Origin of the sequence: Thaumasiovibrio subtropicus (genome assembly GCF_019703835.1) — a bacterium.
GTDB lineage: Bacteria > Pseudomonadota > Gammaproteobacteria > Enterobacterales > Vibrionaceae > Thaumasiovibrio > Thaumasiovibrio subtropicus.
Map to the genome: position 1 here is coordinate 1,362,187 of NZ_AP023055.1, position 16,537 is coordinate 1,378,723.

General features: G+C 46.3%; 12 protein-coding genes and 1 tRNA gene. 8 read left to right on the forward strand and 5 right to left on the reverse strand.

What is annotated here, in order from left to right; all coding sequences use genetic code 11:
* Nucleotides 1–416 precede the first annotated feature (416 nt).
* Together TSUB_RS22505 and fusA are read right to left on the reverse strand one after the other, a co-directional pair.
* Complete coding sequence (locus TSUB_RS22505; protein WP_087023975.1) at nucleotides 417–1,208, reverse strand: TetR/AcrR family transcriptional regulator; 792 nt, start codon at nucleotides 1,206–1,208, stop codon at nucleotides 417–419.
* A 327-nt stretch (nucleotides 1,209–1,535) separates the two neighbouring features.
* On the reverse strand, nucleotides 1,536–3,620 hold the full coding sequence (fusA, locus tag TSUB_RS22510; RefSeq protein ID WP_087023977.1) for an elongation factor G: 2,085 nt from the start codon (nucleotides 3,618–3,620) through the stop codon (nucleotides 1,536–1,538).
* A gap of 809 nt (nucleotides 3,621–4,429) precedes the next feature.
* Here fusA and TSUB_RS22515 point away from each other — a divergent pair.
* The 4 genes from TSUB_RS22515 to TSUB_RS22530 all read left to right on the forward strand — a co-directional run bounded on the left by TSUB_RS22515 (nucleotide 4,430) and on the right by TSUB_RS22530 (nucleotide 9,301).
* A complete protein-coding gene (locus TSUB_RS22515; protein WP_087023979.1) occupies nucleotides 4,430–5,899 on the forward strand; it encodes a hypothetical protein in 1,470 nt (489 codons plus the stop codon).
* Nucleotides 5,896–7,419: a GGDEF domain-containing protein gene (locus tag TSUB_RS22520; RefSeq protein WP_159064977.1), complete on the forward strand. Its 1,524-nt coding sequence runs from the start codon at nucleotides 5,896–5,898 to the stop codon at nucleotides 7,417–7,419. Before TSUB_RS22515 ends, TSUB_RS22520 begins: the two co-directional genes overlap by 4 nt.
* Nucleotides 7,420–7,556: 137 nt before the next feature.
* A complete protein-coding gene (trxC, locus tag TSUB_RS22525; RefSeq protein WP_087023983.1) occupies nucleotides 7,557–7,994 on the forward strand; it encodes a thioredoxin TrxC in 438 nt (145 codons plus the stop codon).
* Between the two features lie 236 nt (nucleotides 7,995–8,230).
* The gene (locus TSUB_RS22530) at nucleotides 8,231–9,301 is read left to right on the forward strand and encodes a GGDEF domain-containing protein (RefSeq protein WP_087023985.1); all 1,071 of its coding nucleotides are present in this window, start codon (nucleotides 8,231–8,233) and stop codon (nucleotides 9,299–9,301) included.
* An 88-nt stretch (nucleotides 9,302–9,389) separates the two neighbouring features.
* On the opposite strand, the gene TSUB_RS22535 is transcribed toward TSUB_RS22530, so the two are convergent.
* Both TSUB_RS22535 and TSUB_RS22540 read right to left on the reverse strand, forming a co-directional pair.
* A complete protein-coding gene (locus TSUB_RS22535; protein ID WP_087023987.1) occupies nucleotides 9,390–10,751 on the reverse strand; it encodes a DUF1176 domain-containing protein in 1,362 nt (453 codons plus the stop codon).
* A gap of 43 nt (nucleotides 10,752–10,794) precedes the next feature.
* Nucleotides 10,795–11,346: a TetR/AcrR family transcriptional regulator gene (locus TSUB_RS22540; RefSeq protein WP_087023989.1), complete on the reverse strand. Its 552-nt coding sequence runs from the start codon at nucleotides 11,344–11,346 to the stop codon at nucleotides 10,795–10,797.
* A gap of 86 nt (nucleotides 11,347–11,432) precedes the next feature.
* Here TSUB_RS22540 and TSUB_RS22545 point away from each other — a divergent pair, with 86 nt between their 5' ends.
* Nucleotides 11,433–11,894, forward strand: coding sequence for a cupin domain-containing protein (locus TSUB_RS22545; protein ID WP_087023990.1), 462 nt, complete (start codon nucleotides 11,433–11,435; stop codon nucleotides 11,892–11,894).
* An 82-nt stretch (nucleotides 11,895–11,976) separates the two neighbouring features.
* Here TSUB_RS22545 and rtcR read toward each other — a convergent pair whose 3' ends face one another.
* Nucleotides 11,977–13,587 carry an RNA repair transcriptional activator RtcR gene (gene rtcR / locus TSUB_RS22550; protein WP_246616529.1) on the reverse strand — a complete coding sequence of 537 codons (1,611 nt, stop codon included), beginning with the start codon at nucleotides 13,585–13,587 and terminating at the stop codon, nucleotides 11,977–11,979.
* A gap of 247 nt (nucleotides 13,588–13,834) precedes the next feature.
* Here rtcR and TSUB_RS22555 point away from each other — a divergent pair.
* From TSUB_RS22555 to TSUB_RS22565, 3 genes are all read left to right on the forward strand, one after another.
* Nucleotides 13,835–13,907 (forward strand) — tRNA-Asn (locus TSUB_RS22555).
* Nucleotides 13,908–14,115: 208 nt separating this feature from the next.
* Nucleotides 14,116–15,282 carry a slipin family protein gene (locus TSUB_RS22560; RefSeq protein WP_087017880.1) on the forward strand — a complete coding sequence of 389 codons (1,167 nt, stop codon included), beginning with the start codon at nucleotides 14,116–14,118 and terminating at the stop codon, nucleotides 15,280–15,282.
* Nucleotides 15,283–15,306: 24 nt separating this feature from the next.
* A complete protein-coding gene (locus TSUB_RS22565) occupies nucleotides 15,307–16,530 on the forward strand; it encodes an RtcB family protein (RefSeq protein WP_087017882.1) in 1,224 nt (407 codons plus the stop codon).
* The last annotated feature ends 7 nt before the right edge of the window (nucleotides 16,531–16,537 follow it).

A 16,537-nucleotide genomic window follows, 5' to 3' on the forward strand; every position in this document is an offset into this window, starting at 1 on the left:
ATCACCAAATCAATAGGAAAAAGTAAAAAACATTCACAATCCTGAACACACCCTGAAAAAACTTTATTTAAAACAAATGATTAAAGTAAAAACAAAGTGGACAGACCAGATAGCAAAAGGCAAAGAAAAATGGCGTGATATTCTTTTAGGCGTCGCGAGTGCAAGAAAAACAAGCGTAAATGACCGAATCGTCAAGATTTGGCTCAACGCCGCAGCCAGCGTGTAAAACACGCCCGGTAAGGCCAGTTTTCACGGGATAATGAAGGAATAATAGGGAAACGAAGGTGCAAAAGAGACACCTTCGGAAAAGGTCTATGTTTTTTGATTTAGTCCACTAGATCTTCAAAACAGTGTCTTGTTGACAAGCCTAGAAATTCTCGCTGAACAAACTTCTTGAGGTGATTTAAGTATACGTGTTAAGCAATCAAAGACGATTCTAAGTGCGCCATCTCTGCAGAAAACAGTGTTTGCTCGATGTTAACCCAACTGCGGTTGTAATCCCACTCAGCGGATAACGGCAGCCACCCTAAGCCATCAAGCACGACATTAGTATTCGTCAATACTGAATTTCGAGCCAACATGCGGTCTACAAGCTGGGATGACACCGCCTGTTTGTTCATTAACGCATTGGATCCAAACGCCATCGCCCAGTTTGAAAAAATAATACTATCAATACTTTGTCCGGCAGAGAGACTGATAGACTTTTCTTCAATTGCCTCTTGCACCAGCGCGTCAAACAGCCCCATCATCTCAAGCTCCAGCACCTGCATCTCTTCCAGCCGCGCTTGGGATGTTTTTTCGATGACCCAGGGTGTACGTGTATTAATCACGCACATCGACATGACAGGCTCCATTCGCGAATAGAGGTAGTAGGCCACATGTAACGCCAGCAAGCGCTCACGGCTATTCCCATCATACGTTACCGCACGACGAAACAGAGTCAGTTCATGGCGCATCGCTTGAGAGCCTAACGCACTAACTAGATCTTCTTTACTGCAAAAATGATTATATACAGTACCTTTTGAGTATGAGCTCGCTGCCGCTACACGATCCATCGTTAAGTTAGAGAACCCTTCTTTGGTAAACATTTGCTTTGCGATGGCAAGGAGTTCTAGTTCTCGATCAGCGATTGCTTGCTGCTTTCGTGTCTTTGCTTTCGCTGAGAGAGGACAACACTCACTACTGAAGAACTCTGAAATTTTACTCATGATTCCTACTCTATCAATCCTAAACCTCATGCACATAGGGTTTAGTAAACAACCGCGTATTCTGCGGCAAATCTGTCGAGATAGCAAAATTCTGTGATCTGTTTTGCCGAAGGGGAGAGGCACAGTATTCACTCAAGCGTACTGTGATTAATGAATCTAGACAGACACCATAAGGGCAAACTAGACATTTTATGACGATGCGTCAATATAACTGGGAAGGATTTACGTTTTTTTTCGAGAATGTGTGCTTTAGTACCGCAAAAATACAGGAAAAAGTAAAAAAAACCCCGGCCTAAGCCGAGGTTTGTTTATCAAGGTAAAGAGAAATTACTTACCGTTTTTCTCTTTTTGCTCAGCGATGACTGCTTCCGCAACGTTCGCTGGACATGGTGCGTAGTGAGAGAACTCCATAGAGAACTGACCACGACCAGAAGTCATAGTACGTAGAGTACCGATGTAACCGAACATTTCTGATAGCGGTACATCACCCTTGATACGTACGCCAGTAGTACCAGCTTGTTGGTCTTTGATCATACCACGACGACGGTTAAGGTCACCGATTACGTCACCAACGTGATCTTCTGGAGTGAACACGTCAACGTGCATGATTGGCTCAAGAAGCTGAGCGCCTGCTTTAGGCATAGACTGACGGAATGCGCCTTTCGCTGCGATTTCAAATGCTACTGCAGATGAGTCAACTGCGTGGAAGCCACCGTCGAATAGTTCAACTTCAACGTCAAGAACAGGGAAACCAGCTAGAACACCAGTGTCCATCATGCCAGCAAAACCTTTCTCGATTGCAGGCCAGAATTCTTTAGGTACGTTACCACCAACAACTGTTGAAGAGAACGTGAAGCCTGAGTTTGGCTCACCTGGCTTGATGCGGTAGTCGATCTTACCGAACTGACCTGAACCACCAGACTGCTTCTTATGCGTGTAGCTATCTTCAATCGCTTGAGTGATAGTTTCACGGTAAGCAACCTGAGGTTGACCAACAACAAGGTCTACACCGTAAGTACGCTTAAGGATGTCAACTTTGATGTCTAGGTGAAGCTCACCCATACCTTTAAGGATAGTTTCGCCTGAGTCTTCGTCAGTCTCAACTTGGAAAGATGGATCTTCTGCAACCATCTTACCGATCGCGATACCCATTTTCTCAGAACCGCCTTTATCTTTTGGAGATACAGCGATAGAGATTACTGGCTCAGGGAAGATCATTGGCTCAAGCGTACACTCGTGCTTAACATCACATAACGTGTGACCAGTTTGAACGTTCTTCATACCTACAACCGCGATGATGTCACCCGCTTGTGCTGTAGTCAGTTCGTTACGCTCATCCGCTTGCATCTCAACCATACGGCCGATACGCTCAGTTTTACCTGTTGCAGCGTTAAGAATCGTGTCACCTTTGTTCATCACACCTGAGTAGATGCGGATAAAGGTTAGGGCACCGAAGCGGTCGTCCATGATCTTAAACGCAAGAGCACGTAGAGGCTCATCTGCAGAAACAGTTGCAACTTCACCAGTTGGCTCACCCGTTTCTTTGTCAGTTAGCGGCTGTGGATCAACTTCTGTTGGCGCTGGTAGGTAATCTACAACTGCGTCAAGGATTAGCTGCATACCTTTGTTTTTGAATGCAGAACCACAGAACGTTGGGAAGAACGCTAGGTCACGAGTACCTTTACGGATACAACGCTTAATGTCTTCGATAGAAGGCTCTTCACCTTCCATGTACGCTTCCATTAGGTCGTCATCTTGCTCTACCGCTGTTTCGATTAGCTCTTCACGGTACTGCTCTACGTCATCAACCATATCCGCAGGGATTTCTTTGATTTCGTAGTTTTCAGGAAGACCAGTGTCATCCCAAACGTATGCTTGACGGTTTAGTAGGTCAACAACACCAACGAACTCGTCTTCACGACCGATTGGTAGAACCATAACAAGTGGGTTTGCACCCAAAACGTTCTTAACTTGATCAACAACGTTGAAGAAGTCTGCGCCCATACGGTCTAGTTTGTTAACGAAGATCAGACGAGATACTTCTGATTCGTTCGCGTAACGCCAGTTAGTTTCAGACTGAGGCTCAACACCACCAGAACCACAGAATACACCGATACCGCCGTCAAGAACTTTAAGAGAACGGTATACTTCAACGGTGAAGTCAACGTGTCCAGGAGTATCGATAACGTTTAGGCGGTGGTTGTTCCAGAAACAGCTAACTGCTGCCGATTGGATTGTAATACCACGCTCAGCTTCCTGCTCCATGAAGTCAGTCGTTGATTCGCCGTCGTGAACTTCACCAGTTTTGTGGATTTGGCCAGTAAGCTTAAGAATACGCTCAGTAGTAGTGGTTTTACCCGCATCAACGTGCGCGAAAATACCAATGTTTCTGTATTTTGATAAATCAGTCATTGTTTTACTCTAACAATTACGGTCACTATTAGGGTGTGAATTATAACGCGATAAATTCCATCGCGTTAGTGATCTGCTGTAATTTGTTGGTTCCTGCCTTATCGAACGGGCAATTTGCAAGCATCTGGCTTGCTCCATGCTTAAAAAACCAACAGCTTAGTAGACTTAGCCGACGATTCTACGCTAAGTCACAGTCAAATTGCGAGTCTTTCCTGTAAACTAAATGGAGATTCTCAGTACCGATAAGCATAGAGCGCATTAGAAATCGTCGCAAATACGAATCTCAACACGCTCAAAAACCCGCACAAGTACGGGTTTAACACCCACTGACAATAGAGTTAAAAGGGCAAGAGACATATAGGCAGCTTTTAACAAAACCCATTGAAGAGTTTAAACATTTTTGTCGCGTTATTTCTTTTCGCACGCACTAGGGACTCGCTTCGAAGGCGCGCCACGGCTGCCATAAACAAACAGAGTAACAACTCTTCGTCAACAACCTCGATTTATCACTTCATTCAGTCTTTTGGTGTCGCTGCATCGATTGTAAGCCTGTGATCGTGATCAAACCTTGTAACCCCGCTTCTCTCCCTATCGATAGCAAAAAGCACCGTGCTGTGATTTGTACTTATAAAAGCCAATTCCTAGTTACAAATAGATATGCAACACATCACACATCACTTTCAAAGACCGATAAATGTGCGAATGTCGAGCAAATTTGTGCGTCCGATCGGCTTTTCAAGGTGAACTGCTTTATACTCTCAAAAGCTTGGTATGAGATAAGAAAGTGAGTCGGTCAATGTGAGCAAAAAGTGAATCCTACGCAATTTCAGATAGATAAAGACCTCGCAGCGGTTAGAAAAAAAATTGAACTCGAGCCAACCTCTGCGCTCGAAGAGTCGCTTCGTTTATGTGAAGCCTGTGAGCAAATACACTACATTTTTGGTCTTGTAGAAGCGCATTCGCTCACTTCCCTCGCCTACTGGCACCTAATGGACTATATCGAAGGGATTAAAGCCGTTCGACAAGCCGCCAAATACGCGACTCAGCTCGATACCGACGAAAAAAACGCCATGATCAGCCATTTGTTTGCGCTGCACTATTGGGGACAAGCTAAATACTATACAGCCCAGAGCTATTGGATCGACTCACTTGAACACGCAACACTGAACAGCCAAGCAGAGTATGAAATTGAAGCGCTCATTGGGCTCGGTAATGTATGGCGTATTACGAATAGCTATGACTCCGCAGAAGAAACCCACCAAATCGCATTAGAGCTTTCTGAAAACAAGGGCATTCACTGGCTAGCCGGGAAGGCCGCAATTTTGCTCGCCTGGGACCGCTATTTGTTACACGACTATAAAGGCATGCTAGACACGTTATCGACGGCCAAACGTATGTTAAAAGCCTTCCCTAGTCCGACATGGCATGCTGAGATCTCAGACTTCCACGCCCTTGCCTATTTGGGGCTAAATCGACTCGATGAAGCCGCTGTTGCCAGCCAAGAAGCCATTAAAATCGCGACAGAAAACGACCTCACATGGATGGTCGCGCACTCTTCCATTACTCATGCGCGAATCGCTTTCACAAATCAAGAGCATGCCCTTGCAAAGAATTTGCTTGAGAGTGCCTTACACGCTGCTCAGTATTTTGACCGTGGCGACCTTCTCTCGCAGATATGTCAGTTGCTCTCTGAAAATGCTGAAAGAGCGAAGGATTACAAAACAGCCCTACAATATTTCCGCGAGTTTAGGCGCTACTCGGCAGACTTGCTCCAAGATCAGTCTCAAAATCAAGGAAAAGACAAAGCCCAAGCTTCACGGCGCGCACTCAATCACCGAGCCAATAAGAACATTCGCCGATTGACGACGTCAATAGAGAATGCACGTACATCGACCTTTAAACACTATCGCGAACAACGTGATTGGTTAAGCGTGGCGGACAAGTTGTTCAAGTCTGACTCTGGCGACGACTACGTTATTCTCTTAATCCATGCCAGCCTCAAAGAACAGCTCTCGACGCTTATGGGAATCGCGCACAGTGTCTGCCATGAAAATGAATCCATTACTGTACTTGATCGCACCACGATAGCCTTGCTAGTCAAAGAAACTAACCGCGAGAACACCATCACCTTGCTCAGCCATTTTATTGAATTTTATCAATGGGATAACAAAGAATATGGCATCCCAACCATCGAACCTCGTGACTTGCAAAGCTTCACCCAATGGTGGCTTGGTTCAGCGCTTCAAAGCCTCGATACTCAGGAGGTCAGCCCTTCATGAAAAAAGACACGACAGAGAATCCAGATAACAACGTGACGTCAGAGATGCTTTTAAGTCAAGCCATTGATAGTGCCGAAAAAGGGTTATTGCATCAGTCTGAGCAAGCGCTGAGTACTTTTAGTCAACGTTGTTCTTTTCCACGCGATATCGATGTCGCCTGTAATAGCTACATTAAGATCTATCATCATTACTGCGATCACAGCTTTTACAGCCACGCGCTGGAGATCCTCAATAACATTATCGACATCGCCGCACAATACGGCCGCATTGATTACTACGCCACTGCTGTAATTGGAATGGGAAATCTTTGCGAAATTTATGGTGCTCCTGAAAAAGCCCTGAAGTTCTACGGCCGTATTCGCGATCTCGAAAGCAACCTAACTGACCAATCTATCGCACTAAAAAACAACCTGCACATACTCAGTTGTAACATAGCCCTCAATAAAATTCGTAACGCAAAACGCCAGCTTGAGCACTGCCAAACCTTGACTAAAGACTGCTCGCGGCCGATCTATTTCAATAGCTTACTTTACTATGAAGCCATCCTGTCGCGCTTAGATGGCGAAAAGCAACAAGCGCTGATATCACTGAGTCAGATTGCCAAAAAAGCCTCGTACTTCGAGTCGATATGGCTCTACTTAGAAGCCAAGCGCGAGGTGGCCAACTGTTTGATCGAAGAAGGGCGCGCAGAACTTGCACAAGTCGTCATGCTGCAATGCATTAAATACGCTAACTGGTATGGAAACCGAAATACCCTGCGCCGCATGCTGACCACGTTAAGCCGTGCTCAAGAAGCAAGCGGTAACTATCGTGCAGCATTGGATGTAGAGAAGCATATACATCCTTTAGAAATGCAAATTATTACTAAAATTCCAATTGGTGACTTGGGTGGTTACTGTTTGCGCCGCTTACATCGCTGCGAAATTCAGATAAAGCTCTCACTTTCAGAGCAGCAAAACGCCAAACTTCTTGAGCAATCCCTAGCGCAACGGAACCGCCTCAATGAGTTAAAAAGAGAGACGCTAATCGATCCTCTCACCAGCTTGTATAACCGACGATGGCTGACAGAAGAATTTGAGCGCCTCGCCCAATCGCCTGCCGTTAGCATCATTCTTATTGATATTGACCACTTCAAGCTGATCAACGATAACTTCTCACACCTTACGGGTGACAATGTATTGAGGCAAGTTGCTTCGATTATTAGACATCAGTTCGAGCCTTACGCGTGTTGTCGTTATGGCGGAGAAGAGTTCCTGATCGTCGCCGAAGATAACAATTTAGACCACTTGCTAAACTTGGCAGAGCAATGTCGACTCGCGATTGAGCAAGCGCCATGGCAACATATCGTCAGCCAATCTGAGATCACCATTAGTGGTGGAATCGCAATGCGCCACAGCAACGAGTCACTCATGTCTCTGGTAAGACGTTCAGACCTCGCGTTGTATCAAGCGAAACAAAGTGGACGAAACCAGATAAAAGTTGATGGCGAAGTCGTTTCTGAGAGTTATTCGGGATTGTGAACGCACTTCGGTACTCGACCAAAAAAATAATGGTGACACCTCACTGAGATAGCTTGCACCTATCATATTGATAGGCGCAATCTCGCGACTATTTCGTCATACTATGCTTCTCAGCACAAGTATAAGAAGGAAGCCTGATGAGCACTATCACCACTCGTTGCCCCCACTGCACTGCAAAAAATCGCTTACCCAATGAGCGCATAGAAAGCCACCCTGTCTGCGGTAAATGTAAATCGCCACTTCTCTCAGGAAAACCGATTGAAGGGACGGCAGAGAACCTTCAGCCACTCCTTGACAGCGACACCCCCGTCGTTATCGATTTCTGGGCACCTTGGTGTAACCCTTGTGTTGGATTTGCCCCTGTTTTTGAAGATGTCGCCGCTGAAAAAGACCAACAAATCCGCTTTGTAAAAGTCAACACTGAGGAACAGCAGGCACTGGCATCTCAATACCGTATTAGAAGCATCCCATCAATTATGGTGTTTAAGAACGGTAAGCTGCTGGATACCATCAACGGTGCCATGCCAAAAAGCCAGTTTAACCAATGGTTAACTAGCGCGGTTGCCAAGGCCTAATTGTGATCAACGGTTAGCAGAACACACCAGTCCAGCGACTAGCGTAGCCGCTGGACACAACATCCTAACGCTCACTCCCCCGCTCGACAGCCACCCGTTTTGTTCAACTAATCAATCACCCACCACCAGCTTCGTTGACATCACACTCTCCACTTCCAAAATTTCGGATAAAAGTTGGCGAGAAGTTGCCATTACCGCAATATACTTATTAAGAATAAACCAATGCAAGAAGTGCTATGCCGTATACTTCCGTTGATGATCGCTATTTTTGGTATCAGTTTGGTCGAATCAAGCCAACACTTAGGCGCATCATCATGTTGGGCGCAGCCATTGTCTCTCTGTTCTCTTTTTGGGAAGTGTATATTGACCCTAACGCCTTCCCTCGTTCTGTCATCCTACGCACCATCGCATCGGGTCTACTGGTCTCTTCACTCGTGCTCTTTATAAACCCCAAAAACGAAGCACACTTTACCAATTACTTACTTCTTCTCTCCGTTATCAGCATTTGTTTCATCACCGTCTCATACTGCTCCTCGGAACGCATCATGCCTTACCTTGTCTCAGCATTGGCCTACTATTGCGTTTCTGTGCTGGTGTTAGCGCCATTCATGAGTATCCGACGTATGATCGCCGTTTATTCAACGACTTGGATCTCTGTCAACGTTATTCTTCTCACGTACGGCGAATTGGCAATCTATGGGGAAGCTTGGTACAGCATCAATGTTCATCTTCTGCCGTTAATGCTGTTTTCCGCTGCAGGCTGTTTTCGATTGCGTCAAGCTGCCCTGCAACAATTTTCTCTCTACGAGCAACTTCTCTCTCAAGCCTCTTTGGATGGATTAACGCGCACACTAAACCGACAGAGTTTTTCAGAAGTCGCAGAGAAGCGTTGGTTTTCTTCTCTCCCCGATGTCTGTGTCGCCATGATAGACATTGATGATTTCAAGCGTCTCAACGACACCTACGGCCACCTTGCTGGAGACAATGCCATTCGCCATGTCGCTAATCTCATCATGGACACCACACGTAAAACGGACCTTGTTTGCCGCTGGGGAGGCGAAGAGTTTGTCATTCTCATCGCTGGGCTCGACGCTAGAGGTGCTCACAGTTTGTCCCAAAGAGTCTGCAAAAAAATTGCCAACACGCCATTTATTTACAAAGACAATCCGATATCGCTAACCGTGAGCATTGGTTTCGCGGCCTACCAAGATCAACCCGACTTAGTCGAACTGATCAATGAAGCGGATATCGCTCTCTATCGAGCAAAACACAATGGTAAAAATCAACTACAAGCTGCGAATAACTAGCCTACTCACATTTATTCACAGATAACACAAAGCCCGAAATAACACAGTCATCACGGGCTCTTTTCATTTAAGCTGGCGATGTCACTCTCTATGGTGAGAAGCGGTCACTCAAGTACTCCAAGCGTTCCTTGGTCATTCTATACTCGCACCCTGCATACATAGGGCTGCGAATCGTTCCCTCTCGAAACGCTGTGTATACCGCGCTACACTCGGCTTCGCGGTAGTTTAACCAGGCTTTTTGAGACGTTGCCATTGCCGCGAGTAACTCGTCATCGGCTGCATGGGCTCTTTGCTCTTCACGAATTTTTACATCCATCTGGTACTCTAAGTGCGCAATATCACGCCCAATGCATGCCACCATATCTGGTGTACTGATCGCCGCTTCGCAGTTGATTTCTTTTGCAGGATCTTCGCCTAAAATAGGCAGATTATCGAGCGTTGAAAGCACCCAAGGGCCACCCGGCTCTATACCTCGGCAAGCGCCGGTCAAGTACGCCGAAACTGGCTGAAAAGCAGTACCGTCCCAAACATGAGAGCGATAACTAAAACAGTCTCCCACTCCGCGGCCTTTGTGGACCTCTTCAACCCAACCATCTTCTGCGCTCGTTGCAGAATCAGTGACAAACTGCGGGGGCTGTTCGCCTTTTTCGTCAATAACCCAAACGGCCTGGCCGTAGTTATATGCCGCCATCCAACAGCTTCTACTTACGAGTAGATGTCGGTCACTCAGCCGACTCACATTCGGTGCTTCCCCTTCTCTCGCGTCATCACACACTTCATCGATATCAGGCAATGACGCAACAAAATCCGCTTCATTTGCCAGCGCTCTATCCTCGGCTTTCGTCTCTATCAAAGTTGCAACAGTGATCGCTGGTTTGGAAACGGGTTGTAGCACTTGGCTTTCATCGTTGCTCCCAATTCGAACAAGCGCGCCCGTGGTGTTCAAACGCTGCTGAAACTCATCCATTTTCAATAAGACCGCTGTAGAGCCCTTATCCGAAAGTCGGATTACCCTGTCATCTATACGCCATTCAATCTTACTGGTCCCGCGCAGTGCTAACAGCAAAGCATCAACTTGCGACGGAGAAAGCATGCTCCCTTGCGTACCCTCGTAGCTTGCCATTGCGCCCAAATCAGCATCATTGATGAAAAAACGCATATCTTCGATGTCAACATCGGTCGTTTCCCCCCAATAAATACCTAACTTTACCCAACCGCGCACTGGTTGCTCCGCTCCAGCAGTTCTCTCTAGCAATACAGAAACAGGGGCACCATCATCAAACTGATACCCTGCAGCACGACATGTGCCTGTGTTATCACACGCTAGCTCCCAATCGCCATGAGAAAAACGCATCCCTTCAAAAGCGAGCGCTGGCGATGCCAAGGTCACTGCTGCTAAAAGCAACGCGTTAGTGAGTGGTCTAAGCTCAGCAAAGTGTTCTAATTTCATGATTATCTGTCTCTTCTCTCTTTCTTCTCACTCAGTACAACATTTAACTGCCGAGCAACTGCTCACCATGCTGCAAGCACGCTGCTAACATAGCGGCTTTCAGCTCGGGATCAGACAATGACCGCGCGACCGCTACTCCTCCAATCATCATCGCAGATAAAACTAGTGAATGTTGCGAGTCTATCGAGGTATCACCGTGCTCAATCGCCTTCAAAAAGCCCTTAAACGCGGCGGTGTATGCTTGCTTCACATCCGGCTCTTTTGCTGCCACATCTGTCACCAGAAAAGCCAAGGGACAAGCGGGACTGCGTCCTTCGACGTGCGCCTCACTAAGATAACTCGCCAAAGCTTGCTGTGTGCGCTGCTCGTCTCGCTGATGGTTGCTAAAGCTACGCTGTGCAGCGAACGGCAACGCTTCAACGTAGAGTGCTTTTTTTGATTTAAAATGGGCATAAAACGCGCCATGGGTCATTCCCGCGTGTGTCATAACATCGGCAATCGAAACACTATCAAATCCCTTTGCAGTGAACAGTTCCCCGGCACTTTGCAGTATTTGTAAACGACTTCTTTCTTTCTGTGCTGAAGGCCAAGCCATAACAACCTCTTTAAAATATGATCTTGAACATATAGTGACAAAGATTACTTTAACGAATATCGTTTTTTCATCAATAGGGTATAACCATGCAAAAGACACAATGTGACATTACTCAGGGAAGCGGCTATTCGATGGTTCATTTAGAGAACTTTAGTCAGCTTGAAGATTACCCATTCCACCATGAGGCCACAGGGATTAAAACCGATGCCAAATTGTTCCTGAGCAAGATACTCAGCTGCACCGGGTGCATCATCTCCGCCACCAGCTTAGCGCCGCATACCAGCATGCCTTTTCATCACAAACATCAACGCAACGAAGAACTGTATCTCTTCACCCGTGGACAAGGCGAATTCCAGATTGATGAGGCTATTTTTCCTATTGCAGAAGGCACTGCGATTCGCGTAGCCCCACAAGCAGTGCGTTGTTGGCGAAATATCAGTGATGAACCCCTGTGCTATTTCGTGATTCAAGCACCAGAAGGCGTGTTTGACGGCGAACAAACCATTGAAGATGGTCTACTCGTCCCTAAAGCAGTGGAATGGACGTGATTTGTTTCTGTATCCAAGCAACCTCTAGATCGTCGTTTCGCTAGAGTAAGCGTAACTAACAACTGGGAGGGGTTTTCCCCTCTCAGCCAACAATGTCTCCCCATTTCAGCCCAAACTTTGCAAGATATTTCTGCAAGCGGCTTGAGTCATTTTGCTTTACTTTTCGTGTGCGGCTCACATCAAAAAGTGTACGCCCCGCAGCTGCCATATTTCTATGCTGTGAGCAAACAGACAACACGTAGTTCAATTGGTGTTGATCGAACTGGTCAAGTTCTCGAATCTGAGCACTATCAAAATAGTGAGTCAGTGCACTTTCACCTATTGATGAATCAGCTTGGCACCAAAGTTGACGAAGTCGTACGATTTCTTCATCTACATCCGTGACTGATATTCTTGAAGAATCAGCGAGGGTGCACATCCGTGTTACCGCCGCCCCAAGATCTCGGAAATTTCCCAGCCAGCTAGCTTGAGATGACATCGCAAACTGAAGGAATGCTGTTCTGGCTTCTCGATTAAATCTCACCCGATTACCCGATTTCGCCGTATATCGTTCCAACTCATAATCTAAATTAGCAGGAATATCCTCTCGACGTTCTTTTAAACCCGGCAACCGATAAGTCCAAAGATTAATTCGAGCAAAGAGATCTTCTCGAAAACGGCCAGCAGCGATCTCCTTTTTTAAGTCACGATTTGTGCCTGCAATAAATTGAAAGTCACTCTCGACTGTCTTGTCGCTGCCTACCGGATGAAAACGCTTATATTCAATGGCATGGAGCAACATGGCTTGCTCTTTTAAACCTAACTCACCGATTTCATCAAGAAACAACACACCTTCATGCGCCGTGCGTAGAAAACCGTCTCTCGCTTGCAAAGCGCCAGTATAAGCCCCTTTTGTATGTCCAAATAACGCCGCCATCGCACTATCCCCTTTTAAGGTGGCACAGTTTACCGACACCAGCTCACCATTGACGGCTGCACGACGTTTTTTCAGTTGGTAAATTCGAGTCGCCAGTTGGCTCTTACCTGCGCCAGTGGGTCCAGTAAGCAAGACGGGCTCAGTTGAACGAATAGCCACTTTTTCAATTTGCGATATTAACTGGTTGAACTGTTTATTTTGAGTGACGATGCCACCCTTCAAAAACGTGCTCCCTTCTTGGTGCTCTTCATCAAAACGCGTCGCTATCTGGTCATACTTTGATAGGTCGAGATCTATGATCTGCACGTTCCCGACCGATCGGCTCTCTGCTCTATTATCAGGCGCGCTCTGGATCAATCGCCCCGGAAAGTGTCGGCTTTCGGTCAATAGATATGCACAAATCTGAGCGACGTGTGTCCCCGTTGTAATATGAAACAAATAGTCCTCCTGCTCCGCATCAAAGGACTTTGAACGGCACCAGTCGAACAACTTGGCATACACTTCTTCGAAATCCCAAGGGTTGTTGAAGTCTACTTCATGAAGTACAACCTCTGTTTCTGGCGACACTAAACCAATATCGCTAGCAACAGTATTCGCCAATCGATAGTTTCGCGCCCCGTGCAAAAGATGTAGTTCGTCAAAAACAAGATCAGGTTGACTACATAATCCAACATTAGGACGCCAACGACTCCATCGATCAATGCGCTTTCCGACAAAATCCAGTTGAGTACCCAATAAACTCAATCCTACCGTTCGCTTAGTCTGCACTTCATTCATATCCATATAGATAACATGCTATCCACAATAGTATTTCATCCAAGAAACACAATAAAGACCCCAGCGAAAGAACACATCAAAGAATATAAATAACCAACTATAAAACAATTACTTAAAATAAAATCACTAACCAAAATTAACTTTGGCACGCCACTTGAAACAGTAAAAGCGTCTTAGCAACAGAGCGTGACTCTGAGTTCACCTCGGTGCGCAACACACTGTGGCCGCGTATTCCTTAAGACACTTACTTTAAGTAGCTCATTTGGTAGAGCAGTGAACAATTAATTCATTGGTAGTGGGTTCGATTCCCACCTTAAAAGACAGCCCTTTACGGCACATTTAACAACAGCAACACCTTGGTCAGCGAGGGAGCCTCTGAGCCCTTTCTGCCAAAGGCTAAGTCACTCAAGCTCGCAGGGAGCAAAGCTTGAGTAACTCCCCCTTTGGCCGAAGCCGCTAAAGCATCTTCTCCCTACCAAGTTACTCAGCTCGGCGTTGGTACTAAGCCAACCAAGATAAGGAAAGACAATGAAAATCAGAACAAGAAAATATGTTGCAGAGAATCAGCGCGTATTTGTTTTTAAAGACGAGCAGTTAGAGAAAGTACTCACCCCAGGCAAGCACACATTTTGGGGCGGACAAAAGAGAACATTTTTAACTTTTGATATCAACGACCTCTATTTTGCAGAAGCCAATGCCGCTCGATTGTATCGCCAAAACACAGTGCTACACGCACATCTCCAACATTGGCAGCTTGGCATAGATGAAGCTGGTCTCTTGTACGTCAATGAAAAATTGCGCGGTATCGTTGCCCCGGGCGAACAGATTTTCATTTGGAAAGATGCCGCAACGGCGAGACTAGAAACCGTTAATATCCAATCAGATATACGCGTCGATAGTCAGCTACTCACCAAGATTCAGCGTGCTGGCGTAAACAATGCGACAAAATTAATTGCCAGCCTAGAGACGGCAGTAGTCAAACCCATTGCGGACGTCACCGTGCAGCATCAACATATCGGTTTGGTTTATCGGGATGGTGAACTCATTGATACACTTGCGCCAGGTCTACATGGATTTTGGCAGTTTGATCACCATATCAATGTAAAGACATACGACACACGAGCACAGTTAATTGATATCTCGGGTCAAGAAATATTGAGTAAAGATCGCGTCACGCTGCGCATCAACCTCAATGCAAACGTCATTATTACTGACCCCATCAAAGTTGCTAATCGTGTCAATGATGTCAATGACTTCATCTATAAGCACCTACAGTTGGCACTGCGCGAAGCCGTGGGTACTAAAACGTTAGACGATATCCTGTTGGATAAACTTTACGTTAATGAGACGGTGAAAGAGCTCGTTGTCCCCGTTTTAGATGACGTCGGCGTAACGCTTAAAAATGTCGGCGTAAAAGACATTATTTTGCCAGGCGAGATGAAGGCCATTTTAAACCAAGTGGTTGAAGCACAAAAAACCGCGGAAGCGAATGTGATTAAGCGGCGAGAAGAAACCTCAGCCACACGTAGCTTGCACAATACTGCCAAAGTGATGGAAAACAATCCAACCCTACTGCGACTTAAAGAGTTAGAGGCGCTGGAAAAAGTCGCAGAAAAAATCGACAACCTGACGATTTACGGCGGTCTCGATGGATTAATGCAAGGCACAATCAAGCTCGATGTTCCAACGAATTAGAATCAAAAATGAAGGACGAACACCATGTGTAAACAATTTAATGAAATTAAAACGGAAGGCGCTGCCACGGTAAAAGCGTGGACGAAAGGGGTCCCATTTGAGCCAGAAGCGCAAGAGCAGGTCAACAACATAGCGAAAATGCCGTTTATCCATTCGCATATCGCCGTCATGCCAGACGTACACCTTGGAAAAGGCGCAACCATTGGCAGTGTCATCCCGTCGGTCGATGCCGTTATTCCAGCGGCCGTAGGCGTTGATATTGGCTGCGGAATGGTTGCCACCAAAACAACCCTAACTGCGAGCCAACTGCCGGACAACTTGACCGCCATACGTCATGCGTTTGAAGCAGCAGTCCCTCATGGGCGCACGGTAGGACGAGGTAAACGAGACCGAGGAGCATGGGGAAATGTGCCTGATGAAGTGGCTATCGAGTGGAAAAAGCTCGAGGCACGCTTTGAGCGTATTTGCGATAAGCATCCAGCGATTAAGAAGTCTAACAACGTTAACCATCTTGGCACAATGGGAACCGGAAACCACTTCTTAGAGCTATGTATTGATGAGCATGATGCCGTTTGGATCATGCTTCACTCTGGCAGCCGGGGTGTAGGCAACCGAATAGGAACTTACTTTATTGAACTGGCAAAAAAGGAGATGCAGCGCCACCAGATACACCTTCCAGATGTCAACCTCGCTTACCTTAAAGAAGGCAGTGAGTATTTTGATGATTATGTAGAAGCGGTAGAGTGGGCTCAGGACTTTGCGAAAAAGAATCGTGAAATTATGATGATAAATGCGATTAAAGCACTGCGAAAGCAAATTCCTGTTCCATTTGAAACGGCCGAGCTTGCCGTAAACTGTCATCACAACTATATCTCTCGCGAGCAACACTTTGGCAAAACCTGTTATGTCACCCGAAAAGGGGCAGTACGCGCCGAGAAAGGCGAAATGGGAATTATACCTAGCAGCATGGGGCAACGCTCTTTTATTGTCCGCGGCCTTGGTAACGCTGAAAGTTTCAACAGTTGTAGCCACGGTGCGGGTCGCGTGATGTCACGGACCAAAGCGAAAAAGGTTTACACCATCGCAGACCAAGTCGCGGCCACAGAAGGTGTAGAATGCCGAAAAGATGAAGGGGTTATCGATGAAATTCCTCACGCTTACAAAGATATAGATAAAGTGATGGCAGCACAAAGTGATTTGGTCGAGGTGGTATACACGCTTAAGCAAGTGGTGTGTGTTAAGGGATAAGTATGGA

Excerpts from the sequence above, each read along its gene's own strand:
- TSUB_RS22560 (WP_087017880.1), top strand. The coding sequence starts at position 14,116 with ATGAAAATCAGAACAAGAAAATATGTTGCAGAGAATCAGCGCGTATTT.
- TSUB_RS22530 (WP_087023985.1), top strand. The coding sequence starts at position 8,231 with ATGCCGTATACTTCCGTTGATGATCGCTATTTTTGGTATCAGTTTGGT.
- TSUB_RS22535 (WP_087023987.1), bottom strand. The coding sequence starts at position 10,751 with ATGAAATTAGAACACTTTGCTGAGCTTAGACCACTCACTAACGCGTTG.
- rtcR (WP_246616529.1), bottom strand. The coding sequence starts at position 13,587 with ATGAATGAAGTGCAGACTAAGCGAACGGTAGGATTGAGTTTATTGGGT.
- TSUB_RS22540 (WP_087023989.1), bottom strand. The coding sequence starts at position 11,346 with ATGGCTTGGCCTTCAGCACAGAAAGAAAGAAGTCGTTTACAAATACTG.
- fusA (WP_087023977.1), bottom strand. The coding sequence starts at position 3,620 with ATGACTGATTTATCAAAATACAGAAACATTGGTATTTTCGCGCACGTT.
- TSUB_RS22505 (WP_087023975.1), bottom strand. The coding sequence starts at position 1,208 with ATGAGTAAAATTTCAGAGTTCTTCAGTAGTGAGTGTTGTCCTCTCTCA.
- TSUB_RS22520 (WP_159064977.1), top strand. The coding sequence starts at position 5,896 with ATGAAAAAAGACACGACAGAGAATCCAGATAACAACGTGACGTCAGAG.
- TSUB_RS22545 (WP_087023990.1), top strand. The coding sequence starts at position 11,433 with ATGCAAAAGACACAATGTGACATTACTCAGGGAAGCGGCTATTCGATG.
- trxC (WP_087023983.1), top strand. The coding sequence starts at position 7,557 with ATGAGCACTATCACCACTCGTTGCCCCCACTGCACTGCAAAAAATCGC.
- TSUB_RS22565 (WP_087017882.1), top strand. The coding sequence starts at position 15,307 with ATGTGTAAACAATTTAATGAAATTAAAACGGAAGGCGCTGCCACGGTA.